Here is a 20120-nt window from a genome sequence, read left to right as displayed (position 1 = left end):
ATTATTATGGTTGCCAGTAAAGTTGTGTTATGGCGCGTCAGTAATATTCCTTGTGACATGATAAATGTCAAATTTTATACAAATGAAAAAGCCCTGCCAGATTGTATCGGGCAGGGCTTTTTTAGCTGATGAGTTTAGATATTTCCTACTTCAAATAAGTATTCAATGTCTGGATGCTGCCATCATCAAGGTGGGTCAGCTCGGTCACTTTCACGTTACGCAAATGAGTTGTGCCGTTGGATAACTGGGTGTCGTGATAAAACAACAGCCACTTGCCGTTGTGCTGCACGATTGAGTGGTGCGTCGTCCAGCCAAGAACTGGGGTCAGCACAATGCCCTTGTAAGTGAATGGGCCGTAGGGTGAATCGCCAACCGCGTAGGCGATGTAGTGGGTGTCGCCGGTGGAGTAGGTCAAATAATATTTGTCGCTGTGTTTGTGAATCCAGGCTGCTTCAAAAAAGCGGCGATTAGTATCTGTGCCAAGCAGTGGCACGCCGCCGCCATCAATAATTTGTACATCTTTTGGCGCTTCGGCAAATTGCAGCATGTCATCGCTTAACTTGGCAATTTTGGGGCTGTAAGCAGGTTCGTTGCTTGCGGGATATTTATCTTCTGCAACATAATTGCCGCTTGCCCAGCGCTGTAATTGCCCGCCCCAGATGCCGCCGAAAATCATGTAGTGAGCGCCGTCGTCATCTTTAAATACCGCAGGGTCGACACTAAAGCTGCCGTTGATTGGCTCTGGTTCTGCTTTGAAGGGGCCGGTGGGAGAGTCGCTGGTGGCAACACCGATTTGGAAAATTCCCTCTTTATTTTTTGCGGGGAAATACAAAAAGAATTTGCCATCTTTTTCTGCGGCATCTGGTGCCCAGAGTTGGCTGCTTGCCCAAGGAATATCTTCCAGCTTGAGTGCAACATCGTGCAGAGTGGCGGCACCATCAGCACTGTCCATGGAGATCACGCGATAATCTTTCATATCAAATTTATCGCCTTCACCATTGCTGGTAATGCCGCTGTCGATATCGTGTGAAGGATAAATATAAAGCTTGCCGTTAAATACGTGCGCCGATGGGTCAGCGGTGTAAATCTCGCTGATCAATGGCTGATTTAAAAACAGCGCTGGATCAGCAGCTACTGGCGCGGCAGGCGCTGATGAAGCTGCTGCCAATGAAGCCGCTGTAGATGCAGCTTGGGTTTGATTGTCTGCAGATGATTTATCCTGACAGCCTGTAATTAACAGGCTGCCTGCGATAATTCCTGCTGTCAGGAATGAGTATGGTGTTGTCATGCTTATTATCTCGTTGAGGTGTGATTATTTTTTTGCCAACGAGATATTACCAATGCCAGAGAGTTCCGTCTTCCAACCGATTCACAGGAAGGCACGCGCGCTTGTAGGGATATTTCGCGGCGAGCGCTTCATCGATATCCACGCCGTGGCCGGGTACATCGCCGGGGGTGAAGAAACCTTTATCAAATTGATACGCGTGCGGGAAAACTTCATCCATTTGCGCGCTGTGCGCCATGTGTTCCTGAATACCGAAGTTAGGCACCCAATAATCAAAATGCAATGCGGCGCCCATGCACACGGGCGATAAATCAGTCGCGCCGTGGAAGCCGGTGCGCACGTTAAACAGACTGGCAAAATCGGCGATGCGACGCACGTGGGTGATGCCGCCAGCGTGCACAATAGTCGTGCGGATGTAATCAATCAGCTGGTTTTGAATCAGCTCGCGGCAGTCGTGAATTGAGTTAAATACTTCGCCTACCGCCAGTGGTGTGGTGGTGTGCTGACGAATTAATTTAAACGATTCCTGATTCTCTGCCGGCACCGCATCTTCCATCCAAAACAGACGATAGGGCTCTAAATCTTTACCCAAGCGCGCGGCTTCAATCGGTGTTAAGCGGTGATGTACATCGTGCAGCAGATGAATCTCGTTGCCGAATTCCTTGCGCACTTGCGCAAAAACTTCGGGAATAAAATTCAAATATTTTTCAGTTGACCAGATTTCGGTCGATGGCAAATCTGCATCGGCAGGTTCGTAACTTTTTTCGCCTTTAGCTACGCCGTAGGTTTTTTCGATACCGGGAATACCGCACTGTACGCGAATTGCCTGATAGCCTTTTTCTTTGGCTTTGCGCACCGCATCGAGCGTTGAATCCAAATCTTTGCCGTTGGCGTGAGTGTAGGTGAGGATGCGTTCGCGGCTCTTGCCACCGAGCAATTGATAGAGCGGCATATTGGCCAGTTTGGCTTTGATGTCCCAGAGGGCGACATCAATTCCCGCCAGCGCCGTCATGCCCACTGGCCCGCGACGCCAGTAAGCGCCGCGATAAAAGAATTGCCAGATATCTTCAATTTGCTGAGGGTCGCGGCCGATCAACGCTGGCAGTAAATAATCTTCAAGATAGGACGCCACGCTTTTTTCGCGGCCGTTGAGTGTCGCATCGCCGATGCCATACACACCTTGATCCGTGGTGATTTTTACGGTGACAAAATTTCTGCCGGGGCAGGTGACAATCACTTTTGCATCAACAATTTTCATTCAGTCGTTCTCTACGGCTTTGCGTGGTTCGTAAATTTTTCGTGTCTCATTTATTTATAAAAGCGGCTTTCTTGTGGCCCCAAGTAGCTGGGCAGTAAACCGCCGGTATCAAGCACAATTTTTTGCAGGCTTACACCCGGATCGAGACTATAAATTCGCAGTTTGTGTGCGCCTGCTTTGTTCAACTCATGGTTGCTGCGGCTGATGCGTACATCGGTCCGTGCAGTTTCTTCCCAGGTCGCACTGCTCATATCGCTTGTTAAATCAATAATTTGCGGTGGCTCATCATCAATCGCGATGGCGTAGCGCAAACCTTGCCCCGGAAGCATGGGCCAGCTGGGGGCAAAGAATCCGGTGACTTCAACCTTGCCTTGCGAACTGGTGTAAATATCGTATTCCAAATAGGGCGCCTGCTCGGCAGACGCAAAGTGCGTATCGCTAATCGGGTAAACCGACATAGACGACAGGTTGCGCCCGTGTTCGGGGATTTTCTCCCAGCGCAAAATCTCGCCCTTGCTGCCTTTGCCTGCGCCTGTGCGTTGATAGTGCTCGGCATCAATCGCGATAACACCATCGGCTTCCATAAAGCCTTTCAGGTCACGGCGCGCAATGCCGGGGTTGAATGCGTTGACTGCAATAGTCGCGCTGCTCCAGCCGGTGCCGGCAATCTGGATGCTTCCGCTGGCTTCGCCTTTGGGAGCCTTGCTCCAGTCGATCGATACCTGCAACTGTGCAATCGTTTTCACTTGTACACTAGTATGACTTATTTTAATCCAGGGTGCACTCACTTTGGCAGTGGCTGTGAAGGATTTTTTACCTTTATTGAAGATCTCAACAATTCTTTGTTGTTTGCCGAAGGGATCAAAACGTCCCAGCTGATAATTGCCAGACGCAGGCCAAGCGTTTGCTGTGCCTTCAATGGCGATACCCATTTCGGCCGAGTTGTGTGGCTCGTAGTGATGGGTGACGGGCAATGTGTCTTCCGGCGGATTATTCCAATTGCTGTAGCCGATATGGGGCTGCGACATAAAGTGATTCCACTTGCCGTTATTGAGCTGGTGATATTCCTGCTCCAGCGCAGCGTCAGCGGCAAAGAGCTGTTTCACCTTATCGGCGTAGTCATTGGTGTTGGCGCGCGCTTGTGCTGCGTACAAATGGTTTTTCGCTTGCGCATCGTAAAGCTCGGTAATAGTCGCACTGGCTTTAGTGGGGAAGAGCACTAATTGATAAAACGCATCGCGCTTTTCTTTTGGCAATTGCGCATAGATTTTTTCAGCGCGCGCGGCGAATGATTTTATTTCGACGGTGATGCGATTAGCTTCATCATAATTGAGTTGGTTGTAGGTATTGGCATCTTGCAACTCGGGTTTGCGGCGCAAATTATGGCGCGTGTAGCCAGTCATAATTTGCGCAATTTCTTGCGCGTATTCTTTGCCAAATTCACGTTCAGCCCAAAGAATTGCAAACTCGGGAATCCGCTCTTTTGGCCAAGCCTCCGGGTTCCATGCCATACGCAGAAAAAACTCCGTCGGGTATTCCATTGGTTTTAAATCCCCGACATTGACGATCCAAATTTGATTGGCTTCATAGGTGTAAGCCTGATGCATTTGCTCCCAAATTTTGGCGATGGAAACGGTGTTAATCCAGCGATAGGAGCGTGGCCCGCCGACATAATCAAAGTGATAATAAACACCTGCGCCGCCCGCGCGTTTGCGCTCCTCGGGTGATGGCAGCCTGCGGATATTGCCCCAGTTATCATCGCACCAAAGCAAAATTACATCGTCGGGCACGCGCATTCCGCGCTCGTAAAATCCCTGCACTTCTTTGTAAAGCGCCCAGACTTGCGGAACCTCTGTGACTTTGTCTTTACCGAATTGATTGGTGAGAATTTCGCGCTGGTCGTGCACAATTTTTTCCAGCAAGCCAATATTTTCGCCCTCGCTCATAGGTTCATCTTGTTGGCCGCGCATACCCAGTGTGTAAATGCTTTCGTAAGGCTTATTGCGCTTAACACCATCAACCCAGAAGTTGTATAAATTTTCCGGATTTTTGGAATATTCCCAGAGACCTTTGCCATAGCGGTTCCATTCTTTATCGGCACGCATCATGGGTTCGTGGTGCGAGGTGCTCATGACTATGCCGTATTCATCGGCAAGGATCATATTTTGAGGATCATCGTCGGCAAAGGCGTTATTCCACATCGCCGGCCATAAAAAGTTGGCTTTCAAACGCAGCAATAATTCAAAAACCTTTTCATAAAAATGGTGGTTGTAATTGCCGTATTTTTCCGCAACCCAATTGCTGAGTGCGGGCGCTTCGTCGTTGAGAAAAATGCCGCGGTATTTTACTTTGGGAATTTCAGTGATCTGTATTTTGCTATCGATAATCAACGCATCTTTTTTAGCGATAGGAACATCTGCCCACCAATACCAAGGCGACACACCGATTTGTTCGCTCAGGCTGTAAATGCCGTACATTGTGCCGCGTTTGTTTGCACCGATAATCACCAGCGCGCGCTCAATATTGGGTAGCGGTTTATCTACCACTTGAATCTGGTAGGCATCCCATTGGTTTTGGATTTTTGTGATATCGATTTTTTTTGCTGCGACCAGTGCATCGATTAATTGGCTGTTGCCCAAGGTGCCGATAAGGATTGCGGATGCGCTAATCGCCTCAGTGCTATGAACGAGCGAAGGCTTTTTGCCGGTGACTTTTTCAATATCGGATTGCAAATTGTTCGCCGCGCGTTTTACGCCGGGAAAATCATTGCTGTCGATAATAATGTCAGCGGTCTGCTGCTTTTCCACTAAGACCAAATTGTCGCGCGCACTGGTTGCCAGCCAAGACTCTTCGCCCAGCGCCGACACATTGGTGCTGATTAGAGTCATAAGCAGCGTTAGCAAATAGCCATAACAGCAGCTGCGGATCGTGCTATGAGTGTACGGTCTATTTCGTCGTGGTAATGGTGGCATGGCGTGCTCGCGTTTTCTCTGGCTTCTATTGATGGGATAAATTACAGCATAGGTTTGCGCACTTGTATACAAGTGGCGGTTTTAATTATAAAAAAGGCCAGCGGATAAGGCTGGCCCAAGATAGGGAGAGAGAGAAGTTAACGGGGGCTTAGTTGCAGGTTTTGTTTTCCAGCGCATCCGCAAAACCGCGCAGTGCTGGCTTATCGTTATAGTTGTCGTCGAACAACAATGGCCATGCGATTTTTTCGTTGTTGTATTGGGTTTTGTAAACGTCGGTGAGCCAAGTGTTGGCATCGGTAGTGCCCCACACAGAAATACCGCCGCGTAAATTGGCCGGTACTGTATCCAAATAAGCTTTTACGATTTGGCAGTAACGTTTCTTTTGCGCCAGTGCTGCGGCTTCGGTAAGGCTAGTGATTTTGCTGCCCGGCCAGCTGCCGCTGTAAGGATTATTAACTGCAATATCCAATTCGGTGATTTTCACTTTCAAACCTTTATCTACCACTTTTTGCATAGCGGAGCTGATGCTGGCGATACTCGGGTAATCCATAAAAACGTGCATCTGAAAACCGACACCATCGATAGGAATATTGCGTGTTTGGAAATCGGTCAGCATCTCCACCAGCTTGGTCATCTTCGCGCCGTTTTGATCGATGTTGTAATCGTTGTAATAAAGCGTTGCGTTTGCATCTGCAGCGCGCGCCGCTTGAAATGCTTTTTCGATATAGATCGCGCTATTACCGCTTTTGATATAAAACGCCGAGTCGCTGCGGAAGTTAGACGGGCTATTGTCATTCAGCGCTTCATTCACCACATCCCAGCTCACTACATTGCCTTTTGTTTCAAAGTGATCAACAACAGTAGTCACATGGGTTTCAACAGCAGTAATAAAATCCGCTGCAGAGCCCGACCAATTTTTCATAAAAGTTGGCACTTGGTAATCGGAATGCCACACCAGCGCGTGGCCGTGTACATCCATATTATTTTCGTTGGCGTAATCGACGAACGCATCGGCATTAGTGAAAGTGAAAGTACCTTGCGTCGCCTGCAGATAACTCATTTTCATGATGTTACCGGCGGTCATTTGATCGAAGTGTTTTTCTACCACCGTTTGTTCCGACGCGTTAGTCAGAATGTTGTAAGTCTGAGAATCAGTATTGGATACCGCAACTCCAATGGGAAACTCTGCTAGCTCACGCAGACTGGCGACATTGGCGGAATAAACACTGCCGCTACTGGATGCAACACTGCTGGCAGCTGATGAACTTGTCTGGCTGGCAGCAAGAGTGACAGTCGCGCTTTTGATGGTGACTACACCCGTCGGCGAGCCTTTGGCTTGCAGGCCGATTTGCACATCGTAATCGACCTGATTGAATTTATCGGCTTCGCTCACGGTGCAACTGAGTGTTGTATCCGCCCCTGCAGTTAGTGTGCTGTTAGCTGACCAGCAGTTCCATTCGCCCGGCCAGCTTTCGCCGCTTTTGATTTGCGCAAAAATTTGCAAGTTGGCGCCGCTGGCTTTGAATTCACTGCTGACATTGACCACCATAGTGATCACTGCGTCTTCTAGCTGTATAGGTTTGGCGATGTCAGTGACTGCACCTATGTTGTCGCCACTGGCGGCAAAGCTCACACCGTCACTATTGAAGGTAACGCCGCTATTGCCTGTGCCGTTGCCGCGCCAGCCATTGGTCATATTCAGGCTGATGTCGGTTGCTGCTGCGCTGCTTGAAGAGCTGATTGCTGATGAGGCTTCACTGGATATTGGCTCAGATGAGGCGGTAGAAGACGGAATCTGACTTGAGGTCGCCTCCGAAGAAGATGCCTCTGCGGATGATACTGGCGCTGCTGAAGAGGATGCCTCTGAGCTGGGCGCGGCGGATGAAATAGCTACGGATGAGCTACTGCTTTTGGGGGTGGAGTTGCTATTGCCGCCGCCACAGGCGACCAGACTGACAGACAAAAAGCCTAGATACAGGTATTGACGAGTTTTCATTGCGGTAGTCCTATGATGTTATGGTTTATTGTTGTGGTCAATTACACCATAACTCATGTGTGCTTGTATATCAGTGACGTTCTTTGTTCGACAAATGGCAGCTAATGCCGAAGAGAATTGAAAAGAATAGAAAACAAAAAGGCGAACCAGTGGCTCGCCTTTTTGTTGTGAAATGCAGTTAAAGCAGTGGATAAATATTGGTTTAACCTTCCATCTGCTCCAATTCTTTGCCTTTGGTTTCTTTGATGTACCACATCACAAAAAATACCGAGAAGAGCGAGAAGAAGGTGTAGATGCTGTACGCGCCGGCCAAACCAATCGCTGATGCAAGCAGCATCGGGAAGGTCCAGGTGATCAGGAAGTTCGCGCCCCATTGCGCCAAACCAGCCACAGCCAAGGCTGAACCGCGCATTTGGTTGGGGAACATCTCGCCGAGCATGATCCACACTACTGGCCCCCAAGACATGTTGAAAAACACCACGTAAACGTTGGCGGCTATCAGCGCGAGCAGGCCGTTAGTAGAAGAGAGTTGCAGTTTTCCCGCTTCATCAACTGGCGCGCCGGAGAAGGCGAATGCAACCAGTGCGAGAGTGAAGCTCATGCCGATGGAGCCAATCCACAGCAGCGGTTTGCGGCCAATTTTATCGACCAGAAAGAAGGTCACAAAGCAGGCGCCGATACTCACCGCACCCGAGATTACGTTGGTAAAAAGCGCATCGCTTTCGGAAAAGCCTGCCGCTTGCCAGAGCACTGAGCCGTAGTAAAACACCACGTTGATACCAACAAACTGTTGCAGCACTGCCAAGCCAAAACCTATCCACACAATGGGGCGAATCTTGTTGGTGGTTTTATCAAGCAGGTCGCGGAAGCTGGGTTTGTGATCGTGCGCCAGAGTGTTGTAAATCTCGTCTACTTTTGCATCGGCTGCCTGACTGCCGTAGAGCTTGGTTAGTACAGTGCGGGCTTTGTCTTTTTTGCCATTGGCGACCAAAAAGCGCGGGCTTTCGGGGATTAAAAATAGCGCCAAAAAGAACAGGCTGGCGGGGATCAACTCCATCCAGAACATCCAGCGCCAGGTTTCGTAGCCGCCCCAGAATTCTGCAGTAGAGCCGCCCGCATTTTCGGCGAGGTGGTAGTTGCTCAGGAAGGAAAAAAACAAACCGCTGATGATGGCGATTTGCTGAATCGAGCTGAGTTTACCGCGATATTTCGCTGGCGCAACTTCGCTGATGTAAGCGGGGCAAATAATGCTCGCTGCGCCCACCGCTAAACCGCCAATCACGCGGTAGATAATAAATTCAACCGAGTCGGTCGCTATGCCTGAGCCGAAGGCTGAAATAATAAACATCACCGAGGCGACCATCAGTACCCACCAGCGCCCGAATTTATCGGCCCATTGGCCGGCAAAAAAGGCGCCTATCGCACAGCCAAGCAGCATGGATGACACGCTAAAGCCGGTGCCCATGGAATCGGAGTTAAAGGCTTGTTGCAGGCCATCAACGGTACCGTTGATTACACCGCTGTCGTAGCCGAAAAGGAAGCCGCCAATGGTGGCGATCAAGCTAATTAAGATGACAAAACCCATGTTTGTCTGGGCTGAGCTGGACGTCTCGTTCATGGTGATACCTATTATTGATTTATCGTTATTAGCTGCTTGCAAGCAGTTTGGCTGTGGTAACAAAAACGCCAGTCGGTGAACTGGCGTAATGGTGGAAATGGTAATGCAGTAGGGTTAAGTTGACTATATGTGGGTTCGTAAACAGTCAGTTAAATTCGCAGATCAAATCTCAAATGCAAAACCGGATTCGCTCAGGTGTTTATAGGCATCGGCGTCAAAGCGATACAGACTGGCTGCGCGATGCGGCACACCTTGCTGCTTTTCATTGCAGGGAGTTAACAGGTTCATCTTCATGATTTTGCGACGGAAGTTGGGCTTATCCAGTGTGGTATTGAGGATCGCCTCATAGAGCGCCTGCAGCTGCAACAGGGTGAACTTTTCTGGCAACAGGTTAAAGCCAATCGGTTGATGGCAGACCTGATGGCGCAGCACTTTTAAGCCGTGTTCGATAATCTCGGCATGGTCATAAACCAGCTCGGGCAGGTTTTTCACACTTTGCCAGCTTACATCGGCAGCACTTTGACCGGCCACTAACGAGAATTTGTCGGCGCTTACCAAGGCGTAATAGGCGATGGTCACAACGCGCTCATCCGGAAAGCGATCAACACGGCCGAAGGTTTTCAGTTGCTCCAAAAACAAATCGCGTACGCCCGTCAACTCTTCCAGCAGGCGATAGGCCGCATCGCGCAGGTTTTCGTCGTAGCGAATCCAGCCACCGGGCAATGCCCATTTTCCCTGGTGCATAGGGTCAGTTTGTTTGACGAGCAGGATTTTCAGCTCATTGTCATCCAGCCCGAAAATCAGGTTGTCGATGGACAGCGCTTTGATGACGTTTTCGGAAAGGCTTAAGGCGTTAGCGGATTGTTGGCTGCCGGGAATATGGGTGTTAGGCACGTGCAATGTCCTCATAGCTACGCTGGGGTGATTATTGCTATTGGTTGTTAGCGGGCTGACCGATAGGCTCATTTGACTGCATTGTATAAGCGAGTGGAAAAAATTTACATTCCTTTATCTTGTTGTCAGTTGGACAATAAGATAAGCTGTTTACATCTTATGGAAGCGCACAAGTTTTAATCATAAGTGTGCGTGACCTTTTCATATTGCCTTTGCTGGGCGTGTACGACACCTGCAGGGGCGCATTTACCCTCTGGATTAGCGAGCCTCTATGTTGTTTCTTGGTATTGATGTTGGCAGTTCCTCAGTCAAGTTATCGGTGTTGGACGGTCACACTGGTAAAAGTTTGGGCGCGCTTTCCTATCCTGATTCTGAGTTATCGATCGACAGCCCTGCAGCCGGTTTTGCTGAGCAGAATCCAGAAACCTGGTGGGAGTGTGTGCGTCAGGGTTTTGCGCGTTTGGTTGCGCGCGGCAGTTTTAATCCACAGCAAATCGACGCGATTGGTATCTCTTATCAAATGCACGGTTTGGTAGTTGTCGATAAAGAACAAAAAGTGCTGCGCCCGTCGATTATCTGGTGCGACAGCCGTGCGGTGCCGCTGGGCAATAAAGCTTTGCAGGATCTGGGCAGCGATTACTGTTTTGATCATCTGCTCAATTCGCCCGGTAATTTCACCGCAGCGAAATTGCGCTGGGTGCAAGAAAACCAGCCAGAAATTTTTGCGCGCATTCATAAAATTATGCTGCCGGGCGATTTTATTGCGATGAAATTATCCGGCGTGATCAACACCACTGCCTCGGGTTTATCCGAAGGGACTTTGTGGGATTTCAAAGAAAATCGTGTCGCCACTGAATTGCTCGCGCACTGGGGAATTGATGCGGCGCTGATTCCCGATATCGCCCCAAGTTTTGGTGTGCAGTCGGTAGTGAGTGATGCGGTTGCTGCGGAACTGGGTTTGCGCAGCGGCGTGAAAATTTGTTATCGCGCCGGCGATCAGCCGAACAATGCGTTTAGCTTGAATGTGCTGGAGCCGGGCGAAGTGGCGGCGACTGCGGGAACCTCGGGTGTGATTTACGGTGTGACCGATCAGCCTGCGGCGGATACCGCATCGCGCGTAAATACTTTTTTGCATGTGACTAACACCGAAGAGCAAAAGCGCAATGGTGTGTTGGTGTGTGTGAATGGCTGTGGTCGTTTGTATTCATGGCTGCGTCAAACCATTAGTGCGGCGGGCGCAACACCGTCTTATCCGCAATTAAATGATTTGGCTGCTGCGGTTCCGGTGGGCAGTGAAGGCTTGTTGTTTCATCCGTTTGGCAATGGCGCTGAGCGAATTTTCCAAAATAAAAATCCTGGCGCACAGCTGCGTAACCTCGACTTTAACCGTCATGGTTTGGGGCACATGGTGCGTGCGGCGCAAGAGGGCATAGTGTTTTCGCTCAATCAGGGTTTCGATGTTTTGAAATCCTTGGGCGGCAGCTGCGAAGTAGTACGTGCGGGCAAGGGCAATATGTTTTTGAGCAATGTGTTTGCACAAACCTTTGCCAACACCACGCAAGCCGCAGTGGAATTGTTTGAAACCGATGGTGCAGAAGGCGCGGCGCGCGCGGCGGCATTGGGTAGTGGTTATTACGCGTCAGCAACAGAAGCCTTTACCGGTTTGACCCGTTTAAGTGTGGTTGAACCTCAGGCGGCGTTGTTTGCGCAGTATCAGGATGCTTATCAAAACTGGGTTGCGCTTTTGCCCAACTAATTTTTTGCCGAATGAAAGTGGCAAATAGTTTTAGCAGTTTCGATAAACAATTTTTTTTGAACGTGTGTTGTTAAAACCTCAAGGTGAAAATTATGAGTATTGTTCTCGGTAGCAAAGAATACTTCCCCGGTGTTGGCAAAATCGCTTACGAAGGCCCGGATTCTGACAATCCGTTGGCATTTAAATATTATGATGAGAATCGCGTTGTTGCCGGTAAAACGTTGAAAGATCACTTCAAGTTTTCCACCTGTTACTGGCACAGTTTCTGTGGCGCTGGTCACGATCCATTCGGTCCAGGCACCAAAATTTTCCCATGGGCCGCAACGCAAGATCCAATCGCGCGTGCGCGTGAAAAAATGGATGCCGCGTTTGAGTTCATCACCAAGTTGGGCACTCCTTACTACTGCTTCCACGACGTGGATTTGGTTGATGAAGGCAATGCTTCGCGCGCAGAATTCTCTAACCGTCTGCAAACCATTGTTGAATACGCGAAAGAAAAGCAAAAAGCATCCGGCATTAAATTGTTGTGGGGCACTGCAAACCTGTTCAGCAATCCTCGTTACATGAACGGTGCTTCTACCAACCCGGATTTCAACGTAGTGGCTTACGCCGGTGCGCAATTGAAAGATGCGATTGATGCAACCATCGCGCTGAACGGTGAGAACTATGTATTCTGGGGCGGCCGTGAAGGTTATATGAGCCTGCTCAATACCGACATGAAACGCGAACAAGAGCATATGGCGCGCTTCCTGACCATGGCTCGCGATTACGCGCGCGGCCAAGGCTTTAAAGGTACTTTCTTCATCGAGCCAAAGCCGATGGAACCATCAAAGCACCAATACGATTTCGATGCTGAAACCGTAATCGGCTTCTTGCGTCACCACGGTTTGGATAAAGATTTCAAACTCAATTTGGAAACCAACCACGCGACCCTGGCTGGTCACACCATGTGTCACGATATGCAAGCAGCAGCTAATGCTGGCATGTTGGGTTCGATGGATGCTAACCGTGGCGATTACCAAAACGCATGGGATACCGACCAGTTCCCATACAACCTCAATGAAACTGTTGAGATGATGTTGGTATTCCTGCGCGCTGGCGGTCTGCAAGGTGGCGGTGTGAACTTCGATGCAAAAGTTCGTCGTAACTCTCCAGATCCAGTTGATATGTTCTACGGCCACATCGGCGGTATGGACACCTTTGCTCGTGCATTGATCATCGCTGATAACCTGATCCAAAAATCCAAACTGGAAGGCATGCGCAAAGAGCGTTACTCCACTTTTGATGCTGGTAACGGCGCTGCTTACGAGCTGGGCAACCTGACCCTGCAACAGCTGGCAGAAATCGGCAACAAAGGCGGTGAGCCAGCCTTGACCTCTGGCCGTCAAGAGTTGTACGAAAACATCATCAACCAATACATCCGTTAATTCCGTTCGTTGAATGAATAGTTTGAATTAACTGATTTCCTTGCAAAGCTTAACCGCTCATTGTGGTTTCTAATGAAACTGTGATGAGCGGTTTTTTATCTGCATAGTGTTTCGCTGGTATTTCTTTTATTCTTGCGCCGGTCAGTATTTCACTGACGGTTAAATGGATATTCAAGGAAATTACTGTGCACAAAACCTCTGTTGTTCAGCGCTCATCAGTGCTTCACATTTTTGTTAAATACGTTGCGTCGTTTGCACTCGCAAGTGCTGCGTTAGTCATGCTCTCTGGCTGCGGCGGCAGTGGTGGGGGTGATGTAATTCCCGGTGGTGGAACCAAAGATTCCTGGGTTGCCGGCAGTTATAAGCCATCTAGTGATTACGCGAATTTTTGTGCAAGCCCACGCGTGGGGGTGAGCAGCATTACCGGCATTCCTTTTCCCGATAAAAAAGGCACAAGCCTGCAAGAAAAACAATTCCTGCGCTCATGGAGTTTTGAAACCTATTTATGGTTTGAAGACTTGCCCGATATCAATCCCAACAATAGCGATACCCCACAAACTTATTTCAATCGTCTGGTCTCTAACGAGAGAACCGCATCTGGCTCATACAAAGATAATTTCCATTTTTACGAACCGACTGAAGATGAAGAGGCATGGACTGCTGGCATCACTTATGGCTACGGCCTCAACCTGAAAGTTAATTGGAATATTCCGCGCACAATTACTGTGGTCTATAGCGATACTGGCTCGCCCGCGGCTACGAAAAATATCAAACGTGGTGCAAAGATTATCGCCATCGATGGTTTAAGTGTGGCGACCATGAATGAGAACACCTTGATCAATGCACTCTATCCATCACAAATCAACGCAGCCCATGAATTTGAGCTGCAGGATGTTGGTGCGAGTAATACCCGCAAGGTGACACTGGAATCTGCATCGCTCGCGACTGATTCGGTATCGGTTGCCAAAGCGATAGACCACAACGGCAGCAAAGTAGGCTATGTGCAATTCAACACTTTTATTCCCGATGCGCAGGATAAGTGGGTCGCGGCTATTAATAATCTGAGTCAGGCAGGTGTGACCGATCTGGTAGTGGATATGCGCTACAACGGCGGCGGTTATATCGCGGTAGCATCGCAAGTGGCCTATATGATTGCGGGCAGCTATACCACGGGCAAAGTGTTTTATCAGGATGTCGCCAATTCCAAAATGCCAAGGGAAGCCGCTTGGGATTTTATCAATACCGGGCTTTATGGAACCAATAAATATCTGGTTTTGCCGACGCTGAATTTACCGCGTGTATATGTGTTGGCGACCAGCGGCACCTGTTCGGCCAGTGAGTTGGTGATCAACAGTCTGCGCGGCATTGGTGTGAGTGTGTATTTGATTGGCGATACGACTTGCGGAAAACCCTATGGTTTTATCCCTCAACCCAACTGCGGTACCACCTATTACACCATCCAATTCAAAGCGGTTAACGCCAAAGGTTTTGGCGAATACAGCGATGGTTTTATTCCATCGGCGACTGATAACGGTTTGGATAAAGTTAAAGGCTGTGTGGTGGCGGATGACCTCAATCACGAATTGGGCGACCCCAATGAAAAACTGCTCGCTGCTGCATTGCAGTTGCGCGCTACCGGAGCCTGTCCAACTACCGCGAGTAGCCGCATGCAAAAAACGTCGGTTGAACTGGATGCGGGCGAACTGGTGCAGCCGGATGTACGTTCAATCATGATTCGCTAGTTTGCTATTCGTCTATTTGTGTATTCGTTTACTTTTGCACACAAGGCCCTCAACCGAGGGCCTTGTGCATTTAAGACGTGCGCAAATCATTCACTGGTAATAGTAGTGGCCCACCGAGAATGCGGCTCAGGGTTTTTTCGATGATGGCAATATCGTTATCGAAGCTGCCGTGGCTGGTATTGATACGGGTTTCCGGTGTGCGACACACCAGCGCCTTATTGGCCTTGACGATATTGAGCCGGTGCGCTTTTTCCATGCCGCTCAGTTTGACCGCCTGCCGCCAGTTGCCGAGCGCTTCGCCGGTGCTGGATGATCCATCCCAGCCTTTGTAGTTTTCATCGAGTACGTTTTCCAAGCCTAATATCGGTGTACGTAAATCGCCTTCCAGTGCATTGGACACCATGTAGAGCAGGGATTTGCGATAAATCGTCACACTGTCATCGCGCTCGTTTTCATCGGACAAAATATCCAGATACAAGCGTTTCATCAGTGCGTCATGGGGCGCGAAATGGCGATTGGCGAATTGCACCGTGCAAGCGGGGGCATAGAGGTGGATGGTGCCTGTCTGCGCCTCCAAGCCACGCGCTGTTAACAGGTCGATCAAATAGCCGAGGAAGATGGAGCCAGCGGAGTGACCGACTAAATGAATCTCCAATTGATTGCCCCAGATAGCTTTGAGGTTTTGCAGGGCGCCGACTAATAAATCCCCGCCGCGGGTTGGCAGGCTGGCGAATTCGGCGTTTTCTTTCATCTCGCTCCACAGCGGCCGCGCCAAGGGGCGGGCGATGGACTTTTCAATCAGCCAGTCGCTGGCGTCGGTAATGCTTTCGCGCAGGCTGCCGGCGCGCGCCTCCTCGCGTTTGAACTGCTCGCTGATGATATTGCCGATGGATTCCAGCAAACCGGTTTTCCACACCATAAACAGTGGATAGCAGCCGTTGCCAATAAAGTAACGCCCCATCACGCGTGCGCGTTTGATGGCATCTGCCTCGCTGTTCAAACCGCCGTGGGCGTAGATCAGCAGGCGCTTTTTGCTGCCAGGTTGCTTGCGAAACCACTGGTCTGGCAGGCCACAGGCTTGGTAGAGGAGTGCGCGGCTCATCTCATCTTGGGTGAGATAGCGATCGACCCGGCCGTCGTTGCCCAGCACTACACTGTGTTCATAGGCGGTAGCTTCATCCCACCATTCGCTGCGGTTGACGCCGGCGCGGCTGTTGCCGAGTTTGCTGCCCGAGGCCAGCTGCCCCAGCACCACGCCGGGTACGCCTAGAGCGGCAACCCAGGCATCCATCGCATTGGCGAGCCAGTCGGCGTAGGTGAGTACGGCAAATCCGCCTGCGCCCCAGCCATTGCCCCAGGAGTTTTGCACAATAAATCCATCGGTATTAAAGCCGACCAAGGCAAAGGCATGGCCGCCGCTGCGCGAAGGTTTGCCGTCAAAGGGGATGATCGGCAGCGAGTTGTGGCCGGAGATTTTTTTGCGTTTGCTGACCTTGACCTCATCCCAGCCATCGTGCGTGAAACTGGATACATAAATAGCGCCTGTTTCAAAGATGGCGGCCTGCAAGTCGCTGATAAGTTTAAGGTCGATGCGGTAGTAAACGCCGAGGGTATGATTGGTGGCGCGGGTGGCATAACCGTACTTGGGGGGCGCTGTATCCTGTGAGCTGTAGGGCCAGTCGGATTCCATACATACGCCGTGATGGAACCAGCCCTTGAGCGCACCGCGGCAGCTGGAACCGTCGTAATCCTCACCGGCATATTCATCGTAGCGGCGCGCAAAATTGTAGAGCATGCGCGGGCTGACCGACTCCAGCTTTGCAGGGGCTCCAGCTTTACGCCAGCGCAGGTAATTTACTACACAGGCCAAGCCGAAACCGGTGCAGGCGCCCTCTTGACCCTGATCGAGAATCAACCCGGCTTTGGAGTAGATGCCGAGAAATTGCGCGATATGTTCATCGCTGGGATAGCGTTCACTCAGGCTGAGCGGCGGCGGCATATAGCTGCGGTCACGCAGGTCGATAGGGTCTTTGGTGACCGTCAGGCGACGCGGTGCGTTGGCTTTAGTGCCCGGCGGCTCGGCGACGGGGACTTCCCTATGGTCGATGCCTGATTTTCCCGCCAGATGTAATTTGCCTGCGGCTTTCTGCTGCATGGAGGCGGCAATACTGGCGGCGGCAGTGGGTAGCCAGACTTGTCGGGCAATTGCAAAGACGCTTTTGAATTTATCCAGTCCATGAGAACCGCCATTCACCAGCTTGCGCGCTTTTTTGTAGTCGTCGGCATCCAACGCTTTGCGCATCGGCTCGGCGCGGTCAGCGAGGAAGAGCGCAAGTAAGAGCGCGGCAACCTCGGGCGCATTGGCCAAATCGGGCAGCGCTTCAATATCGGCTTTAATGCGCTTGGTGTACTCGCGATAGTTGTGGCGGCCGGTTAGCTGTACAAAGCCGCGGCCGCGATAGCGCGCGCCGTCGCCGGGTTGGGTATTGCCCAAATCCTTGCGCCCGTCATAGGCGCTAAATGGCGGGCGGCCAGCGGGGGTGTTGAAGTGCGAGGGCAGCTCGGAAATAGGTACGAACCCCTCGGTTTCGGCGCGGATGGTGCCCAGCGCAGCGCAAATCATAGGTTCGTCCGTCAACCCTGTTGCCGCCAGCGCAGCGGTGACATAGGGCAGGTAGCGGGCAATATTTGAAGCTTTGGTGGCGGGGAAGAGAGGCCTTACCTGATCGACACTCAGGCTCACCTTGGCTTTAGTGTTGTCCAGTAAGCTTTGGCAGTAGGGGCCGACTATGCCATCGGCCAGAATACCGATACCTGCCTGCCAGCGGCGCACCGCAGACTCGGTAAGCGCGTCAAAGGTATCGCCCTTGGTCAACGGCTGAAACTCTTTGCCGTCGTCCACTAACAGGCTGGCCAGTTGCTGGCGCAGCTGCGCGACCTCTGTTCCCGATGAACCGCTGTATAAAAGAAAATTATTCATATAGCTAATTCCTTGTGGCACTTAAGCGGAATCAGCAATTTATGCACCACGGTAATTTAAGCGCAGCAAATCAAGCAGTTGGATTTTTGTGATCGCGAGCGTGGTCGAAAAATGATCAGTCTTGTAAAGAATATCGGCAAAATTTCGGCGCCAAAGCTAACAGGTGATCGGGATTGAAAGGGGGGGATAAGCAGGAGGGAAGGAAGAAAAAGATTCCGGGATAGAAGGCGTCCCGGAATCTGGTGCGAGCTTAATTACCGGATTAGAAACTCCAGTTCATGCTGAGCTTGGCCCCGCGACCTGCGGCCGGGAAACCTATGTCGGTGTAGTAGTTTTCATCAGCGAGGTTTTCCAAGCTCAAGCCTACTTTGGTTTGTGTGTTGGCCTGCCAGGTGATGCGCGCATCAATGCGGTTGTAAGCATCCAGCACTTCTTCAACGTCCATGCCGGTATAACGGCTCACCGCAAAGCGCTCATCGACACGCATATAGTGCGCATTGAAACTCCACGCATCGTTTAACGCATAGTTAACCGAAGTGCCGTAAGTCACTTGCGGACGGCCGAGCAGGTGATTGTCGGATGACAGCATGTCGATGTCGGTATAGGTGGCGTAGGCGCGCAGCGCGAGATTATCTTGCAGCTGCCAATTCAGTTCGCCTTCAACACCGCTGGTTTCTACGCGCGCGCGGTTTACGTTTCTAAAAGTTTCGCTATCAAAATCGATCAGGTCGCGGTAATCATTTTCAAAATAACTGAAACGCGCGCTCAAGTTATTCTGCGTGAATTCAATGCCGGTATCGGCACTGGTCACGGTTTCCGGTTTTAAATCCGGATTGCCAACCAACGGATGGCCAAGTGCAAAAAAGCTCGGCAATTTAAAGCCTTCGCCCCAGTTGGCAAACCAGCTCCACTGCTCATTAAAATTGTAGCGAACACCTGCTTGGCTACTGGTGTTGGCTGCTATATCTTCGGAGTCGTCACGGCGCACACTGGCTTGTACCAATAACTGCTCGATGACATAGGCATTGATATTAATAAAGCCGCTGTCGATACGACGCGAAAGGGAAAAGTCTGTCGGCATCTCAAAACCTATATCGAGATAGCCTTGGCTATCACCTTCCTCTTTGCGTGTTTCAACACCAATGTTGCTCCAGATTTTATTCTGGTCGCCCAAGGTGTTTACCCAGCTAAATGAAGTGCGGGTAAAGTCGGTTGTTGAACCATTTGCAGGAACCGCATCGTATGGTGCAATGCCGGGCGATGCGTAGTCTTCCTCGCGTTCATACCAGCTGGCATTGGTTTTACTGGTCCAGAAATCATTGACTTTCATAGTCCAATTTAACGCAGCGTTTTGATCGGTGTAATCACTGGTATCCAGGTCGCGGTCAACGGCGTATTCAGGGCCGCCACTTTGTTCGGGGAAGCTGGTGCGTTCGCCATCAAAATAGCGATAACTAAAATTCAGCGTGTGCTGATCTTGTTGCCAATTTAAACGGCTGGTGAATTCAGTATTTTTTGCAGTGCTGCCTTCAACTGGCTCGCCTGCATCTTTACCTTGTAGCGAAAATGCGTAACCCAAGTTTTTCACGCTGCCACTGGTAGCAACGCCGACGCTGCTGTAATCGTCAGTGCCGAGTGTTGCATTCAGGCTGGTGGATTTTTTGCCCGGTGCTTGGGTAATGATGTGAATCACACCGGCGAGCGCATCGGAACCGTACACAGACGATTGCGCACCGCGCACAATTTCAATGCGCTCGATAGATTCAATATTGATTGCATTTAAATCAAACGCGCCGCCGCGGGTATTGGTTGGGTCATTCATTTGTACGCCGTCGAGCAACACCATAGTGTGGTTAGCTTCTGCACCGCGCAACACGATGGAAGTAACACCGCCAGGGCCACCTTGTTCTTCAATCCAAAGGCTTGGAATTTGACGCAGTGCATCAATCAAACTGTTGTTGCTCAGTTGCAGCAATTGTTCTTTGTTGATGACAGAAACCGATGAGGAAAGTTGTTCGTTAGTGACCGGGCTATAGCTGCCGGTAACGATTAATTCTTCAGGTGCGGAGAGCGCTGGAACTGCAAGAAGTGCAAGGAACAAGGGAGAGAAACTAAACTTTTTCATTTGTCGCCTTAATTACTGTGTTTGATAGTTTGATCTGTTGCTGATAGATAAATGGACTCCGTCATTC

11 protein-coding genes are annotated in these 20120 nt (G+C 50.5%); 3 read left to right on the top strand and 8 right to left on the bottom strand.

Going from position 1 to position 20120, the window contains the following annotated elements:
- Positions 1-145: 145 nt before the first annotated feature.
- From SPL68_RS15185 to SPL68_RS15160, 6 genes are all read right to left on the bottom strand, one after another.
- Positions 146-1288: a glycoside hydrolase family 43 protein gene (locus SPL68_RS15185; protein ID WP_323816019.1), complete on the bottom strand. Its 1143-nt coding sequence runs from the start codon at positions 1286-1288 to the stop codon at positions 146-148.
- A gap of 46 nt (positions 1289-1334) precedes the next feature.
- Positions 1335-2543: a D-mannonate dehydratase ManD gene (manD, locus tag SPL68_RS15180; protein WP_323816018.1), complete on the bottom strand. Its 1209-nt coding sequence runs from the start codon at positions 2541-2543 to the stop codon at positions 1335-1337.
- Positions 2544-2593: 50 nt separating this feature from the next.
- Positions 2594-5431, bottom strand: a complete 2838-nt coding sequence (locus SPL68_RS15175; RefSeq protein WP_323816017.1) for a glycosyl hydrolase 115 family protein — start codon at positions 5429-5431, stop codon at positions 2594-2596.
- A 232-nt stretch (positions 5432-5663) separates the two neighbouring features.
- The gene (locus tag SPL68_RS15170) at positions 5664-7511 is read right to left on the bottom strand and encodes an endo-1,4-beta-xylanase (RefSeq protein ID WP_323816016.1); all 1848 of its coding nucleotides are present in this window, start codon (positions 7509-7511) and stop codon (positions 5664-5666) included.
- Between the two features lie 202 nt (positions 7512-7713).
- Positions 7714-9129, bottom strand: coding sequence for a sugar porter family MFS transporter (locus SPL68_RS15165; protein WP_323816015.1), 1416 nt, complete (start codon positions 9127-9129; stop codon positions 7714-7716).
- A 162-nt stretch (positions 9130-9291) separates the two neighbouring features.
- Positions 9292-10023 carry an NUDIX hydrolase gene (locus SPL68_RS15160; protein ID WP_323816014.1) on the bottom strand — a complete coding sequence of 244 codons (732 nt, stop codon included), beginning with the start codon at positions 10021-10023 and terminating at the stop codon, positions 9292-9294.
- 271 nt (positions 10024-10294) lie between these two features.
- Here SPL68_RS15160 and SPL68_RS15155 point away from each other — a divergent pair, with 271 nt between their 5' ends.
- The 3 genes from SPL68_RS15155 to SPL68_RS15145 all read left to right on the top strand — a co-directional run bounded on the left by SPL68_RS15155 (position 10295) and on the right by SPL68_RS15145 (position 14948).
- Complete coding sequence (locus tag SPL68_RS15155) at positions 10295-11779, top strand: xylulokinase (protein WP_323816013.1); 1485 nt, start codon at positions 10295-10297, stop codon at positions 11777-11779.
- Between the two features lie 92 nt (positions 11780-11871).
- Positions 11872-13206 (top strand): xylose isomerase, encoded by a 1335-nt coding sequence (gene xylA, locus SPL68_RS15150; RefSeq protein WP_323816012.1) that lies wholly within the window; start codon positions 11872-11874, stop codon positions 13204-13206.
- 185 nt (positions 13207-13391) lie between these two features.
- Positions 13392-14948 carry a S41 family peptidase gene (locus tag SPL68_RS15145; RefSeq protein ID WP_323816011.1) on the top strand — a complete coding sequence of 519 codons (1557 nt, stop codon included), beginning with the start codon at positions 13392-13394 and terminating at the stop codon, positions 14946-14948.
- 70 nt (positions 14949-15018) lie between these two features.
- Here the strand turns inward: SPL68_RS15145 and SPL68_RS15140 are convergent, their stop codons facing one another.
- Both SPL68_RS15140 and SPL68_RS15135 read right to left on the bottom strand, forming a co-directional pair.
- Positions 15019-17928 (bottom strand): C1 family peptidase, encoded by a 2910-nt coding sequence (locus SPL68_RS15140; RefSeq protein WP_323816010.1) that lies wholly within the window; start codon positions 17926-17928, stop codon positions 15019-15021.
- 262 nt (positions 17929-18190) lie between these two features.
- A complete protein-coding gene (locus SPL68_RS15135) occupies positions 18191-20053 on the bottom strand; it encodes a TonB-dependent receptor plug domain-containing protein (protein ID WP_323816009.1) in 1863 nt (620 codons plus the stop codon).
- Between the last annotated feature and the right edge of the window lie 67 nt (positions 20054-20120).

The sequence above is a fragment of the Cellvibrio chitinivorans genome (assembly GCF_035117775.1).
Classification (GTDB): domain Bacteria; phylum Pseudomonadota; class Gammaproteobacteria; order Pseudomonadales; family Cellvibrionaceae; genus Cellvibrio; species Cellvibrio chitinivorans.
This window is presented reverse-complemented; position numbering and strand designations above follow the sequence as displayed.